Origin of the sequence: Acinetobacter lactucae, from assembly GCF_001605885.1 — a bacterium.
In the GTDB taxonomy this organism is placed as follows: Bacteria; Pseudomonadota; Gammaproteobacteria; order Pseudomonadales; family Moraxellaceae; genus Acinetobacter; species Acinetobacter lactucae.
Map to the genome: position 1 here is coordinate 25,085 of NZ_LRPE01000014.1, position 15,070 is coordinate 40,154.

Below are 15,070 nucleotides of genomic sequence, written 5' to 3' on the forward strand. Positions count from 1 at the left end.
GTGTATTAAATGCCTCTCTCAACAGAAGCATTCTCTACCCTATTTTTATTCTAAATCCGTATTATTCTTCATCCTTTTTTATCTTAATCCTTAAAAAATTTATCTCATTATTTATAAAAATAAGATGCATCCATTTCAATTCTTGGCGAAATATATTCTTCTACCCAATCTAGCCATGCACGTGTTTTAGCATCAATGAAATGACGTGAAGGTAATAGTGTATAAACCCCTATATCGGGTGAACGCCACTCTGGCAAGATATGACATAATCTTCCATTTTGAACCGCATCTAAAGCTGAAAACATCGGCAATAACGCGATACCCATATCCTGCTGCACCACATCTAATAATAACTCAGGGTTATCTGCAATGAGTTGTCCGCCAATGTCGATTTGGTAAGACTCCCCACTTGTATTTAATAAGTGCCAATCTGGCGTAATAGACGGGTTTACCAAGCGTAAACAGGCATGATCTTTTAAGTCTTCTGGAGACTGAGGAACGCCATGTTTTTCTAGGTACGCAGGTGAAGCACATAAAACAGAAAAAATAGTGCCAATTCTGCGTGCAACAAAACGAGAGTCTGTTAATGATTCAGTGAGATAAAGACTGACATCGACCCCTTTTGCCAACAGGTCTGGAACGTACTGTGAAGTTGTATATTCCACGGTTAATTCGGGGTAATGCTTACAAAACTCGGCCATCACTGGAAAAACATAATGATGCCCAAAGCTTCCCATGCTTAATACACGTAAACGCCCTTTGGGTTTAGATGCGGTTCCTGTGACTTCCGCCTCAGCTTCATCCACCATTGAAATGACTTGGCGACAACGCTCTGCATAAGTCGCACCAATATCGGTCAGTGCCTGCTGGCGCGTTGAGCGTTGTATTAATTTTGTACCTAAGCGTGTTTCTAGCTCGCTGATAAGACGTGAAACCTGTGCTGTGGTCAGATCCATCTGCTCAGCTGCTGCTGTGAAACTCCCGCTATCAATCACTTTCAGGAATGCATGCATTGCATGCAATAGTCCACCATCGAGATTTTTGCGCATAACGTAAATATGTTTTCCTAAATTACGGATTGTTGCACCAGTTTAGTTCAACCACAATGACTAAATGTACATACATTGGCACTAATTCTTTTTTAAGAAGAGGAACCGATCTTTTTTTATTTCGTATGTCACTTGCTCCAAATATTCAACTGGATGTTGAAAAAAGAAAGTAGTCCGAGCTACTAAAAATTCTAAGGAGATATAAATGAATATAGCTACAAAAGTCACTCCAAATATTATTGCAACAAAGGATGTGTCACTTGAAGATAAATATGTAAGTGATAACGGTACAGCATATATGACCGGCATTCAGGCACTTGTTCGGTTGCCTCTTGCCCAAACTCGCCGTGACGCGTTGAATGGTTATCATACTGCTGGTTTTATTTCTGGTTATCGCGGTTCTCCTGTTGGTAACTATGATAGTTTCCTTTGGCAAGTTCAAGGATTACTTAAATCCCATAACGTTGTATTCCAACCTGGTGTAAACGAAGACTTAGCTGCTACCGCAATTTGGGGTACGCAACAAGTTAACCTTTCAGGCCAAGGCAAATATGATGGAGTGTCTTCATGGTGGTATGGTAAAGGCCCGGGTGTTGACCGTTCAGGCGATGTACTCCGCCATGCTAACTTAGCTGGTACCTCTGAACGTGGTGGTGTCGTTGCTTTATTTGGTGATGACCACTCATGTAAATCTTCTACAATCCCTCACCAGTCTGAACATGTCATGATTGGTTGTGGTATTCCAATTTTCTACCCAACATCCGTTCAACAAATTTTAGACTTTGGTGTTCACGCCATTGCAGTTTCACGTTTTTCTGGCCTTTGGTCTTCAATGAAGCTGGTTAGTGAAATTGTAGAAACTTCTGCTTCTGTTCATGTCGATCTAAACCGTGTTACTCCGGTTATTCCAGAAGATGTTAATTTCCCAGAGGGCGGCGTTAATATTCGTTGGCCAGATCATGGCATTCAGCAAGAAGAACGTCTTTATAAATACCGCTTACCTGCTGTTTTGGCCTATGCTCGCGCGAATAAAATCAACACCGTAACATGGCCTTGTGAAAATGCCCGTGTCGGTATTGCCGCAAGTGGTAAAGGTTATTTAGATACCATTGAAGCCTTACGTATTTTAGGTATTGAAGATGAAACTGCCCAACAGCTTGGGCTACGTGTTTATCAGGTTGGTCTGATTTGGCCTTTAGAACCACAAGGCATTCGTGAATTTGCCGAAGGTTTAGAAGAACTCATCGTTATTGAAGAAAAACGTCCAATTCTTGAAACGCAAATTAAAGACGAGCTGTACTCACTGCCTGATGGCAAACGTCCTCGTGTCATTGGTAAAGCAACTGATGGTAAAGGTGAATGGAGTACCTCTATTGAAGAAGCACCACTCATTGGTCACTATGAGTATCAGCCTGAACCGATTGCAAAAATGCTGGCTGCTCGCTTCTTAAAACTTGATATTCCAGAAAGCTTAAAAACACAAATCCAAAGCAGAATCGACTTACTGCTAAAAGCAGAGCAAGAATCAAAACGTGTTATTGATCTTGCTGAACGTAAACCATATTTCTGTAGCGGTTGCCCACATAACTCTTCAACTGTAGTTCCTGAAGGTAGCCGTGCATTAGGCGGTATTGGTTGTCACTATATTGCCGTTTCACTTGACCGCGGCACCGAAACGTTCTCGCAAATGGGCGGTGAAGGTGTAAGTTGGGTGGGTGCATCACCATTTACCAATGAAAAACATATTTTTGCTAACCTTGGTGATGGAACTTACTTCCACTCTGGTTACTTAGCAATTCGTCAGTCTATCGCTGCAAAAACCAATATTACCTACAAAATCCTTTACAACGATGCGGTCGCTATGACAGGTGGTCAGCATGTAGATGGGCATTTGAGTGTTGCGCAGTTAACTCGTCAGCTTGCTGCGGAAGGTATTAAAAAACAAGTCATCGTAACTGATGAAGTTAAACTATTAAACGAAGAAGACGGCATTGCATCGGGTGTAGAAATTCGCCACCGTAATGAACTTGATGCAGTTCAACGCGAATTACGTGAAGTTTCAGGTGTCACCGCTTTAATTTATGTACAAACTTGTGCCAGTGAAAAACGCCGTCGTCGTAAACGTGATGCCTACCCTGACCCAGCTGAGCGTTTATACATTAATAGTGATATTTGCGAGGGCTGTGGCGACTGTTCGAAAAAATCAAACTGTTTATCTATTGAACCAGTAGAGACAGCTTTAGGTACTAAACGTCAAATTAACCAAAGTAGCTGTAATAAAGATTTCACTTGTGCTGAAGGTTTCTGCCCAAGTTTTGTGACTGTTCATACACGTGATATGAAACGTCCAGCTAAATTTGAAGGCATTGGCGCAGGTTGGCCAACATCACCAATTATTCCTCAGTTATATGACGTTCCAAGTCGTATTATGGTTGGTGGTATTGGTGGTACGGGTGTTGTGACTATTGGTGCACTGCTTGGTATGGCAGCTCACCTCGAAGGCAAAGCAACTCGTGTTATGGACATGGCTGGACTTGCCCAAAAAGGTGGTACGGTTTATTCATACGTACAACTTGCAGCAACTGATGAGCAAATTTCTTCTACTAAAATTCCAGCAGGTCAATGTGAATTACTGATTGGTGCAGATGCTGTAGTTGCTGGTGGTAGTGCTGCTCTGTCTCGCTTAAAAGATGATGCTTTGGTTATTGTGAATGAAGACAGTACGCCTACCTCAGAGTTTATTAAATCTCGTGACTGGTATGCACCTATTAGCGATTTAATTGACCGCCTTCGTGGTCGTGTTCGTCAAGGTCAACTGGTTTCTCTGCCAGCAGCTCGCATTGCAACACTACTCTTAGGTGATTCAATTTATACCAACCAGTTATTACTCGGTATGGCATGGCAATCTGGTCGTATTCCATTACTGCGCGAAAGTATTGAAAAAGCAATTCGCTTAAATGGTACAGCTGTTGAAAAGAACCTTGAAGCTTTCCGTGTGGGTTGTCATCTTGCAAGTGACCCAACTTTAGCTGCACGTCTAGTTGCGGCAATGCCAAAAACCAAAACTCCGCAAACTTTAGCTGAACTCGTTGAAGACCGTTCTGCTCGTTTAACAGACTACTGGAATGAAGCTTATGCAAGTAAATACCGTACGCTTGTAGAGCTGGCTGCTAAAAAGTTACCTGAAGAATTAACAGGTACGATTGCAACTCAGCTTTATAGAGTTATGGCATATAAAGATGAATATGAAGTTGCACGTCTGTTAACAGGTAAAAGTTTTAAAGAATCGATCGAAACCCAATTCGGTAAAGGCTTACGTTTAACGTATCATCTTGCTCCACCAGCGTTACTCGGTGGTCTGAAAAATGTTCGTAAACGTGCGTTTGGTTACTGGATGCGTTTCCCAATGATGATGCTTGCTCGCTTACAATGGCTTCGTGAAACTTTCCTCGACCCATTTGCGCGTCAAGAAGAGCGTCAACACGAACAAGCTTGGCGTGACCGTTACATCGCATTTGTTGAAGCACTTGTTGAAGCACCAGACAATCACAACTTGGCAGTTGCTGAACAAATTGCAAAATTACCGGCAGAAGTTCGTGGTTATGGTCATATTAAAATGAAAGCAATGGACGCTGCAAAACAGCGCTGGGATGAACTTACACCAACACTTCTTAAAGTGCGTAGCTAAAAATTAAATCTCAAAATAAAAAGTCATCCTTCGGGATGACTTTTTATTGGCTCAAAAATTTATTTAGCCATTTTACGTAACGTCAAAATCTGCTCGCTTCGTCCAAATGGACCATACACATCATGTAAAACTGCACTAGTTAAACCAATACCATCCGCCCCATATTGCTGAACGGTTTCTAGACCTAACCATTTACCTTGCGGATAACGATGCATATGAATTTGTAAATCAAGATTTGGAAAGCCCCAAGTAAATTCGCCTTCTTGTCTTGGGACAATGCCGTTTGCGGTATCTACCATACCAATTAAATGCGCAAAATCTGTGGTCGGCTGCCCTTCAACCATGTCTTTATCATTATTGAGCCAAACAATACCTTTACCCGCGCGGTGCTGATCATTAGTTTTAGTGACTAATGTCTGGATAAAACCACCTGACCATCTTTTCATGCCCGTCCATTCGGTAAAAGTATCAGGATGATGAATGGGCTGATCTTCAAGCCCCGCAATAGAGGTACTGTCTTGAGTACACATGCGCCAAGCTCGAGCCACAATACAGGTTTTACCTTGCGCTTGCATTTCTGCTTCAATCAATTCAATGGTTTTACCGGCACGAATCACATGGGTCTTAATCGTAAACTCACCAAATGCAATCAATCCAAAAATATCAAAACTAATTCGGCCAATTCGCATATCTTGTCGTGGTGAAAATTGCTCTAACTCTGCTGCAATTACGCCACTTGCAGGTGCCATATGCTGTTCATGAGGATTCCATGCCCCTTGTGCATGAACAGTTGAGCAATAATGAGCAATGACTTCACCTTGAGGACCAATTGTTCTATTCAATAATTGATAATAAGCATTCATGATTTTCTTTCCGTAGCCCTTATTCAACATCAATATTTGATGAAAATTCACGTTTTAATGCTTATGTTAACCCTCTATTTGTTTAGCTCAACTGGTTTTTCCTACCAAAAACTGATGAGTCTAAAATTACAAATTTAATCACTAGGTAAAATTCCGCACATAAATTTCACCCAGTGATTCTAAAAATGACTATTCACTAAAATGCAAAAGCATCTTGATCGAGTTCCATCACAGCGTCAGCGCCAGATTCAATAGAAGCAGCATGGCTCTGTGTACGATGCAAAAGCTTTTGATAGAAAAACTTAGCTGTCGTTAACTTCGCTTTATAAAAAGCTTCCTCTTGTGTACTTGATTCTAATTTTTCATGGGCAACTTGTGCCATTCGCGCCCATAAATAAGCGAACACGACGTAACTGGAAAAATAAAGATAATCTACTGAAGCGGCCCCAACTTCTTCTGGGTTGTGCTTTGCTTTCTCTGCAATCAATTTGGTCAGTGACAGCCACTGCTGCTTAAGCTCAGCTAATTTTTCTAGATAAGGTTTCAAGACTTCATTGGATTGCGCTTGAGCAATAAATTGATCAATTAAATCGGTCATATTTTTTAGAAGTTTGCCTTCTGACTTGAGAACTTTACGTGCAAGTAGATCTAAAGACTGAATCTCTGTTGTTCCTTCATACAAGGTTGAGATACGCGCATCACGTACAATTTGCTCCATTCCATGCTCAACAATAAAGCCATGACCGCCAAATACTTGAACGCCATGCTTTGCAGATTCATTGCCTGATTCTGTTAAAAAAGCTTTGGCAATTGGCGTTAAAAAAGCCAGTAATTCATCGGAGTGTTTTTGCTGTTCTTGATTGTTTGAGCTTTCCACAATATCGACATGCTGAGCTAAAAAGTAAGCCAGTGCACGACCACCTTCAGAAAACGCTTTTTGGGTCATTAACATCGAGCGTACAGCGGGATGGACAATAATTGGATCGGCATTTTTCTCAGGATATTGAGGACCAGATAACGAGCGCATGGCGAGACGCTCTTTTGCATAACTTAATGCGCCTTGAAATGAAATTTCAGAAGCTGCAAGCCCTTGTACTGCCGTTCCAATACGTGCGGTATTCATAAAGGTAAACATGCAATTGAGACCGCGATTTTCCGGACCAATCAAGTAACCTTTTGCACCATCAAAATTAAGTACACAGGTCGCGTTGCCATGTATACCCATTTTATGTTCAATCGCGCTACAGACGACTTTATTACGGTCTTCTAAATTACCTTCATCATCTACATTAAATTTAGGCACAATAAATAAAGAAATACCTTTAGTCCCTGCGGGTGCCTGAGGCAAACGAGCTAAAACAATATGAATAATATTTTCAGAAAGATCATGTTCACCCGCCGAAATAAAAATCTTTTCCCCCGTAATGGAGTAGCTCCCATCCGGATTTGGTTCTGCTTTCGTTCTAATTAACCCAAGGTCCGAACCCGCATGTGATTCGGTTAAACACATGGTTCCGGTCCAGACACCACTAATGAGCTTAGCCAAAAACTTCTGTTTTTGTTGCTCAGTACCATGGTGCTCAATGGTTCTCATTGCCCCATGAGACAAGCCCGGATGCATTGCCCAAGCCCAATTAGAACCACATAACATCTCTGAAATGGCAATCCGCAATAAGGTCGGTAAGCCTTGCCCACCATATTCTGGGTCAGCAGTTAAAGAGGTAAACCCAAGCTCAGCATATTTTTGGTAGGCTTCTTTAAAACCTTTCGGGGTTGTCACCACGCCTTGATTTAAATGACAGCCTTCCTGATCGCCATTTTGGTTAATAGGCGCCAATTCATTTTCACAAAAATCTGCTGCTGCCTCTAAGTATTGATCAATTAATTCTCGATTTACGCTTTCCTGATATTTGCTTAAACCTTGATAGTTCTGTTCTGTTTGAAGCATTTCATGCAACACAAATTGCATATCGCGTAATGGAGCTTTATATAAAGGCATAGTTTTTTCCTTTCACCTCTCTGCCTGTGTCATGGGCAGATATCGTTTTTCCTTAAAATGGACTTTTATTGTTTCAATCTCACCAAAATATCAAAAAATTTCTTATAGCAAAATATATTTTCACTAATTTAATAAAATTATCGTAACTCAGAAATAGATATAAAACATAAACACTTGTTTTAAAATATAAATATAGAATAAAAAGTAATCAGCATTGCTTAATTAGAATAACTTTAAATTTTGTATTGCAAAATTTTATTTCGTAAAAATTCAATTTATAGTATTGTGATTAGATTGCTTAATCATCCAAGGACGATTTATGGAAAGCCCGAAATACACAGGTCTTGAGTTTTTAACCGCTTTAAAAAATGGTGAAGTTTCACCATCACCTATGGCTCACACCATACCAATGGAGCTCGTTGAAGTTTCCGAAGGTAAAGCAACTTATAAAGTTACTCCTCGCAAAGAACATAGAAATATACAAGGCGGTGTACACGGCGGCTTTTGCGCCACAGCTTTAGATACAGCAACAGGCAGTGCAGCTCACACTTTACTTGAACATGGCGTTGGCTATGGAACCATTGATTTAAATGTAAAAATGATTCGTCCTATGCAAATTGATACGTCTTACTATGCGACAGCCGAATTAATTAATGCGGGCCGCAATATTATTAGTACCGAAGGAAAAATCGTAGATGAAAGCGGCAAAGTGTATGCCTTTGCCTCGGCAACCTTAATGATTATTCGCAAATAATAAAATATTGAAGCTCCTGTTTAGGGAGCTTTTTCTTGCTTTGCAATCTTGCCCATTTCATAAAAATCTAAGCGATCAATCAAGAAACTTAACATTGCCATCACTAAACCTAAGGCTGCACACGCTTCCCATCCCCAATGTTTCCATGCGTACACCGCAATAAAAGAACCTAAAGCAGCTCCACCAAAATATAAGGTCATATAAATTGAATTAATACGAGAACGGGCCTCGGCCGAGATTCGGTAGACCAGATTCTGGTTCAAAACATGAAATGCCGACAAACCAAAGTACGCCATGATCACACCAACAGCATAGGCTACCAAAGACTGCTGCGCAAAAAATAGTGGTATCCATGCACTCATTAATAGCCCCATGCAAATTACCGCAATTTTATTTTCAAGTCCTGCTGCAATTTTCTTACCTGCCCATGGGGTCGCAAATACACCAGCCAACCCAACAATTCCAAATAAACCAATCTGGAAATCGTTAAAGTGATAAGGCTCATTCGCCAAAATAAAAGTCATGGTGGTAAAAATCAGAGCCAAAATACCAAACCCAATTCCCCCTGCCAAACCACGGCGCAGCAAATGAGGTTGATGCACAGCTAATGAAAATAGTGAACCATAGATCTGTAGAATATTGAGCTGGTGGGACTTACGCGCAACCGGTAACTTCACCCACATCACCCAAGCAAATACCAAAATGACAATTCCACTAATTAAATAAACCGCATGCCAAGACCAAACTGTAGAAAGTAAGCCTGCAATAGAACGCGCCAATAATATTCCCAAAAACAAACCACTCATGAGAGTGCCTACAACTTGAGGACTTTTTTTCGGGCCAGCTAGACCTGCGGCAAAAGGGACTAAAACTTGAGTCGCAATAGAAAAGAACGTGGCTAAAAAAGTAAAGCCATATAAAGCTGGCAAGGTTTGACTTAAGGATAGCCCTACTTGTGCAAAGCCCGTACAACACATGAGCAAGCAAATATAACTACGCTTTTCAAAGAAGTCGCCTAAGGGAACCAATATAAAAAGGCCAACTGCATAGGACAGTTGGCTAATCACAATAGTTAAAGCAACTTGATCTGCATTAACTTTTAATGCTTCAGCAATTGAATAGATTAAGGGCTGGTTATAATAGTTTGAACCCGCACAAATTCCACATGTCATTGCCATGATAAAAATAAAGCTTTTTGACAGTATATTTTCTGCATTGGGCTCAACTATTTTTTCCATTTTTAACTACGCCCCATTTTAGAATTTATACATCGATACAAAGTTTACGCGTGATACATCAGCAGTTCTGCCATCAAATACTTCTCGTTTGCCTTGGTGATATTCCATACCAATATCCATTTGCTCAATCGGTGAATAAAAGACGTTCGCGGCATAGTCAGTTAAGCGTTTATTAGCATCTGGGTTGAGTTTGGCATAAGCCGTGTCATCATCATAATCAAACATTGAAGCCGATAAGTTTGCACGCCATTGCTCATTAAATTTATATGAATAACCAATATTGATGCTATTCAACTTATTCATCACCAGATCTGTTTTGTCTTCGTTTAAAGAAAAATCACCCGCGGCATTTAAACTTGTCGAATTTGTCAACCCACTTTGCGTGGTATACGGCATAAATTTTTGGTCACCGACAATATATTGATAATTTGCTTGTACCGACTGCTGAGGTGTTAATTGATATTTTAAGCCGCCACCAGCGCCCCAGCTTACTTTCTTCACCGTGGCAGTTGCGACATCCGTAGATTTTTCATTAATAAAGCCTTGAGCAAGCGCCGTTAAAGGGCCTTGTTTAAAGGTATAGCGACCCGTTAAAGTTGGAAATGCCGAGACTCTCGAACCTGTATATTCCAAGGCTACTTTTAAATCATTATTGGCATCAATTTTCCAGTCATAGCGAATTTGAGGGGTCCGTGTATAAGAGGTTCCTACAAATTGCGTGTAATCGACAGCTTCGGTACGAGTTTCCATGTTAGACATGAGTGACCATGTTTGACCAAAGGTCCAGTCTTTATAGGTAAAAAATGCATGGCGAATACGGAATTTACCATCCCCCGTTCCCATGTTAGAGCTATCAAAGAAATCGGCTTCAATATTTCCAGTCACAGCTTTATTAGGACTATTAAAATAAACACCTAATCGGCTTGCATTAATCATGGCATCGGAACGTGCATGATTTGAACGTTTTTCACTTTCAAAAGGTGTTCGGTAAAGACTGCTGGTCGTTCTACCGCCCGAGTCTGGTGATGATTTAAAATCGACCGCTGCATCAATACGGGCAATACCGTAAACCTTAACGTTATCCGTCCAAGTGACCCACGAAGGAGCAACAGGCTTCTCTGTTACAGTCGCTTTAGTTTTTTCAATGTTCTCTTCAATCTTTACCTGTTTGACCTGTAAATTATTTTGAGTTTGTTTCTGAGCAGCAAGTTCTGCTTTTAATTTTTGCAGCTCGGTTTCTAGCAAATTAATTCTTTGTTCTGTGGTATCTGAAGAATTTGCAAAAATAGTCCCTGAAGCCGCAGCACAAGCTGCAGCTAAAATTAATTTTTTCATCTTTTAATCCTTAAAGAAGTGTTTTTCCGTGTGTATTTAGGCTACACGTGCATCGATTAGTTCACAGTCAGTGACTGCCTGTAATTCATCAAAAGTTAAGCCGTCTACCATTTCCTTGACGTAAGCTTTTTGGTCTTTGAGTTCAATAATGCATAAATCGGTATAAATACGGTTTACACACTGCTCACCCGTTATTGGATAGCTCAGTTCTTTTACAATTTTGGGCTCACCTTTTTTGGTGACATGTTCCATATAGACATAAATTGTTTTAGCGCCGACTGCCAAATCCATAGCACCGCCAACTGCGGGTACATCATCTGCTTTACCGGTATGCCAGTTTGCTAAGTCTCCATTTACCGCAACTTGGAATGCCCCAATCACACAAATGTCCAAATGACCGCCACGCATAATGTCAAACGAGTCACCATGATGCATAAAGCATCCACCATCTAATAAAGTGACAAGTTCTTTTCCGGCATTCACTAAGTCTTCATCTTCCTCACCCGGTTGTGGTGGTGGACCAAAAGCCAAGACACCATTTTCCGAATGTAAAAAGATTTCTTTGTCTTTTGGCAAAAATTTAGCAACGTTGGTCGGTAAGCCAATGCCTAAATTGACATAAGAACCTTCCGGAATGTCATTAGCAATGAGTTTGGCAATATCTTCACGAGAACGCTTTTGAACTGACATTAGATATCTCCTACTTTTACAACGTGCTGAACAAAAATTCCCGGTGTAATAATGCACTCTGGGTCAAGCGTTCCTAGCTCTACGGTATCATTCACTTGAACAATTGTGGTCTTAGAGGCTTTTGCCATAATTGGCCCAAAATTGCGGGCTGCTTTGCGGTAAGTTAAATTGCCCCAACGGTCGGCTTTATCGGCATAAATCAATGCAAAGTCAGCTTCAAGTGGATATTCAAGTACATAATTTTTACCGTTAATAATTCGTGTTTCTTTACCCTCGGCGACTTTGGTGCCATAGCCAGTCGGAGTAAAAATAGCACCTAAACCAGCCCCCGCTGCCTGAATCCGACATGCCAAATTACCTTGTGGAACCAGTTCTAACTCAATTTTTCCCGCACGATATAAGTCTTGAAAAACGGTTGATCCGGCAGATTTCGGAAATGAACAAATCATTTTTTTAACACAACCCGCAATAATGAGCTTAGTTAAACCACGATCACCAGAAGCCGCATTGTTATTTACAATGGTGAGTTCTTTTTTTCCTAAATCAATTAAGGCTTCAATTAATTCAGCAGGTTGCCCCGTCACACCGAACCCGCCTGTCATGATGGTTGCTCCATCAGGAATCGCTGTTAAAATTGGTTCAATGTCACTGGTGATTTTATTTATCATCTCACTTGTCCCTTTTCATCCTTAATTTAAGGTGACAGATTGATCTGTCACTCTGCCTTTTGCGGGTTAAATAGTCGGTCTTTAATAAATAACAATGGAATTACCCCGCAGATAAAATAAGCTGCAGCCATTACTAAAAGCCCTAAGCCAATAGAACCATGTTGTGATAGATAACCAATTGTTAATGGAGAGAAGATTGAAAGTACTTTGCCAATGTTATAAGCACCACCCACTGCCGAACCACGAATAGAAGTTGGGAAGCTCTCCGTCATGTAAGTGGCATTAATTGCGTATGGAATACCGTAAAGGAAACCGAAGAACAGCATCATCCATAAAATGTTGGTTGGTGTATTTAAATAAACAATAACTGGGATAAATAAGGCAGTCCCAATGGTTCCGAAGGCGAATACAGCACGGCGTCCTAATTTATCGGCAATAATTCCTGCAATCACTTTGGCGAACATCATAATCAGGAAAGTACCGACCATATACATGGCCATTTCTTTAAACTTGATGCCAAGATCAGACTCTAAATAAGCCGGTAACCAGTTACTTACACCGTAATAACCGAACTGCAATGCACCAGTACTAATAATCCAGAGAACAAACATGGTGCCATGCTTCTTGTCTCTTAGAATTTCAAGATATGGATTTTGACGTTTTTTAGGCTGGTTACTTTGAGCGACTTCTAACGCTTTTAATTGACGAGATTTTTTCCAAGACTCTGGTTCAGGTACACAAAAGTGCATCAAAATTGACAACACTACAGGAGTAATCGCAATCCAATACAGGAAACGCCAGCCATGTTCAGGAATAATATGTCCTGCTAATAAAGTCGCCAGCAAAGAACCCAACGTATAACCTGTCATGAGCGTAGCCAGAACAGTTGAGCGATGTTTGGTTGGCACCATTTCAGACATTAAAATATTACAAGCAATATAGAGCGCACCTAAGCCCATCGCTCCAAAAGTTCTTAAAACTGCAAATTGCATATAAGAATCAGCAAAACCCAGTGCACTAGTTAAAACTGAAGAATAAGCAATAAAGAATACAATGATGCGAACTCGCCCAAAACGGTCACACGCCCAACCACCAATCAGACCACCTATAGCCGATCCAAAAAGCGTTAAGCTACCTAGTGTTCCAGCTTGTACCCCCGTCAAATGAAATTCTGTTTTAAGACTGGTCAGGCTTAATGCCAAAAACCCTAAGTCTGCCCCATCACACAACAATGTTAAAAAAGCGAATATAAATGCGGTAATCCAAATTTTTTTTGGTGTCTGGATAGCTTCACTGCTAGCCGTATTTTGTATAACTGTTTCTGTTGTCATATCCATATCCTCAGAAGGAACATGAGGCATCCCATGCCTCATGGCATTTGATTTTTTATTAGGCTGTAGCTTCCCTAATCATATTTTTGGCAATAATAATTTGTTGAACTTGTGTGGTTCCTTCATAGAGACGGAACAAACGGACATCGCGATAAAAACGTTCAATGGCATATTCACTTATATAGCCTGCTCCACCGTGAATCTGTACACAGCGGTCGGCAACGCGGCCACACATTTCGGTCGCAAACATTTTTGCGCAAGATGCTTCCGTACTAATGTTTTCGCCATTATCACGGCGGCGGGCTGCATCTAGGACCATACATTTAGCCGCATAAATCTCGGCTTTTGAGTCAGCAAGCATGGCTTGAATCAGCTGGAAGTTTGCAATAGGTTGACCAAATTGCTTACGTTCAATCGCATAGTGCAATGCATCGTTTAACATGCGCTCAGCAACACCCACACTATAGGCACCAATGTGCAAGCGACCTTTATCAAGTACTTTCATGGCCGTTTTAAAACCGACACCTTCTACCCCACCAATCAATGCAGAAGCAGGTACACGGCAGTTATCAAAAATTACATCACAGGTGTGTGAGCCTTTTTGTCCCATTTTTTGGTCAATTTTTCCCAATGTAATACCTGGGGTATTGGCCTCAACTAAAAAAGCTGAAATACCGCCTGACCCTTTAATTTCAGGATTGGTTCGCGCCATTACGGTGAAAGTTGCAGCGTGAGGTGCATTGGTAATAAAACGTTTGGTACCGTTTAATACATAAAAATCGCCATCTTTTACGGCACTAGTTTTTAAAGAAGCCGCATCAGAACCAGATTCAGGCTCGGTTAAACAAAATGAACCAATAATTTCGCCACTTGCGTAACGAGGTAAATATTTTTGCTTTTGCTCTTCTGTGCCATCAATCAAAATTGCACTTGAGCCAATCCCGTTATTGGTACCAATTAAAGAACGAAAAGCCGGTGAAGTTTGTCCAAGTTCAAATGCAACTCTGACTTCCTCTTCCATGGTAATGCCTAGGCCACCATATTCTTCGGGAATTGTGAGACCGAACAAACCTAGCTCACGCATTTGCTGCACAATGTCATCCGGAATTTTGTCTTTTTCTACCACTTCGTTTTCACGAGGGATCAATTCATTTTTTACAAAATCTCGAATTGTTGAAAGTAACTGCTCCAACATCCCTTCATCACGGATCATCTGTGATCTCCCTTTTTATGTATTTCCATCGTATCCATCAGCCATCTCCAGCTTGTCTGGATACCATGTTTTAAATCTTGTTTACTGCGGATGTGTTTCATAGTACGAGAACGAAAATACAAATTTCAAGCTTTTTTGAAAATTAATTTCGTTAAACGAAATTTAAAAATACACCATTACGAAATATCAAATACTTAGCTTATTTAATAAATCCTAATTGCTTTAATGGACTAAATAAGACT

At 40.7% G+C, this 15,070-nt stretch carries 11 protein-coding genes; 2 read left to right on the plus strand and 9 right to left on the minus strand.

Features of this window, described 5'->3' with window-relative positions; all coding sequences use genetic code 11:
• Positions 1–107: 107 nt before the first annotated feature.
• The gene (locus tag AWW73_RS08075; protein WP_031948002.1) at positions 108–1,049 is read right to left on the minus strand and encodes a LysR family transcriptional regulator; all 942 of its coding nucleotides are present in this window, start codon (positions 1,047–1,049) and stop codon (positions 108–110) included.
• A 205-nt stretch (positions 1,050–1,254) separates the two neighbouring features.
• On the opposite strand from AWW73_RS08075, the gene AWW73_RS08080 reads away from it, so the two are divergent.
• Positions 1,255–4,737 (plus strand): indolepyruvate ferredoxin oxidoreductase family protein, encoded by a 3,483-nt coding sequence (locus tag AWW73_RS08080; RefSeq protein ID WP_062849346.1) that lies wholly within the window; start codon positions 1,255–1,257, stop codon positions 4,735–4,737.
• A gap of 59 nt (positions 4,738–4,796) precedes the next feature.
• Here AWW73_RS08080 and AWW73_RS08085 read toward each other — a convergent pair whose 3' ends face one another.
• Together AWW73_RS08085 and AWW73_RS08090 are read right to left on the minus strand one after the other, a co-directional pair.
• Complete coding sequence (locus tag AWW73_RS08085; protein WP_062849347.1) at positions 4,797–5,600, minus strand: thioesterase family protein; 804 nt, start codon at positions 5,598–5,600, stop codon at positions 4,797–4,799.
• Between the two features lie 196 nt (positions 5,601–5,796).
• Entirely contained in the window at positions 5,797–7,599 is a 1,803-nt protein-coding gene (locus AWW73_RS08090) for an acyl-CoA dehydrogenase C-terminal domain-containing protein (RefSeq protein WP_062849348.1), read from the minus strand.
• A 304-nt stretch (positions 7,600–7,903) separates the two neighbouring features.
• On the opposite strand from AWW73_RS08090, the gene AWW73_RS08095 reads away from it, so the two are divergent.
• On the plus strand, positions 7,904–8,353 hold the full coding sequence (locus tag AWW73_RS08095; protein ID WP_081409547.1) for a PaaI family thioesterase: 450 nt from the start codon (positions 7,904–7,906) through the stop codon (positions 8,351–8,353).
• Positions 8,354–8,373: 20 nt separating this feature from the next.
• On the opposite strand, the gene AWW73_RS08100 is transcribed toward AWW73_RS08095, so the two are convergent.
• Genes AWW73_RS08100 through AWW73_RS08125 form a run of 6 tightly spaced genes read right to left on the minus strand, consistent with a single transcriptional unit; the run spans position 8,374 to position 14,828 of the window.
• The gene (locus AWW73_RS08100) at positions 8,374–9,591 is read right to left on the minus strand and encodes an MFS transporter (RefSeq protein WP_062849350.1); all 1,218 of its coding nucleotides are present in this window, start codon (positions 9,589–9,591) and stop codon (positions 8,374–8,376) included.
• Between the two features lie 18 nt (positions 9,592–9,609).
• A complete protein-coding gene (gene dcaP / locus AWW73_RS08105; protein WP_062849351.1) occupies positions 9,610–10,926 on the minus strand; it encodes an outer membrane trimeric porin-like protein DcaP in 1,317 nt (438 codons plus the stop codon).
• Between the two features lie 36 nt (positions 10,927–10,962).
• Positions 10,963–11,616, minus strand: a complete 654-nt coding sequence (locus AWW73_RS08110) for a 3-oxoacid CoA-transferase subunit B (RefSeq protein WP_000116037.1) — start codon at positions 11,614–11,616, stop codon at positions 10,963–10,965.
• Positions 11,616–12,284: a 3-oxoacid CoA-transferase subunit A gene (locus AWW73_RS08115; protein ID WP_062849352.1), complete on the minus strand. Its 669-nt coding sequence runs from the start codon at positions 12,282–12,284 to the stop codon at positions 11,616–11,618. Before AWW73_RS08115 ends, AWW73_RS08110 begins: the two co-directional genes overlap by 1 nt.
• Before the next feature lie 47 nt (positions 12,285–12,331).
• The gene (locus AWW73_RS08120) at positions 12,332–13,615 is read right to left on the minus strand and encodes an MFS transporter (protein ID WP_205630321.1); all 1,284 of its coding nucleotides are present in this window, start codon (positions 13,613–13,615) and stop codon (positions 12,332–12,334) included.
• 58 nt (positions 13,616–13,673) lie between these two features.
• Positions 13,674–14,828, minus strand: coding sequence for an acyl-CoA dehydrogenase family protein (locus tag AWW73_RS08125; RefSeq protein ID WP_004793088.1), 1,155 nt, complete (start codon positions 14,826–14,828; stop codon positions 13,674–13,676).
• Positions 14,829–15,070: the final 242 nt, after the last annotated feature.

What these genes read in the sequence shown, in the direction of transcription:
- dcaP (WP_062849351.1), bottom strand. Translation starts at nt 10,926, where the DNA reads ATGAAAAAATTAATTTTAGCTGCAGCTTGTGCTGCGGCTTCAGGGACT.
- AWW73_RS08120 (WP_205630321.1), bottom strand. Translation starts at nt 13,615, where the DNA reads ATGACAACAGAAACAGTTATACAAAATACGGCTAGCAGTGAAGCTATC.
- AWW73_RS08115 (WP_062849352.1), bottom strand. Translation starts at nt 12,284, where the DNA reads ATGATAAATAAAATCACCAGTGACATTGAACCAATTTTAACAGCGATT.
- AWW73_RS08125 (WP_004793088.1), bottom strand. Translation starts at nt 14,828, where the DNA reads ATGATCCGTGATGAAGGGATGTTGGAGCAGTTACTTTCAACAATTCGA.
- AWW73_RS08100 (WP_062849350.1), bottom strand. Translation starts at nt 9,591, where the DNA reads ATGGAAAAAATAGTTGAGCCCAATGCAGAAAATATACTGTCAAAAAGC.
- AWW73_RS08080 (WP_062849346.1), top strand. Translation starts at nt 1,255, where the DNA reads ATGAATATAGCTACAAAAGTCACTCCAAATATTATTGCAACAAAGGAT.
- AWW73_RS08110 (WP_000116037.1), bottom strand. Translation starts at nt 11,616, where the DNA reads ATGTCAGTTCAAAAGCGTTCTCGTGAAGATATTGCCAAACTCATTGCT.
- AWW73_RS08085 (WP_062849347.1), bottom strand. Translation starts at nt 5,600, where the DNA reads ATGAATGCTTATTATCAATTATTGAATAGAACAATTGGTCCTCAAGGT.
- AWW73_RS08090 (WP_062849348.1), bottom strand. Translation starts at nt 7,599, where the DNA reads ATGCCTTTATATAAAGCTCCATTACGCGATATGCAATTTGTGTTGCAT.
- AWW73_RS08075 (WP_031948002.1), bottom strand. Translation starts at nt 1,049, where the DNA reads ATGCGCAAAAATCTCGATGGTGGACTATTGCATGCAATGCATGCATTC.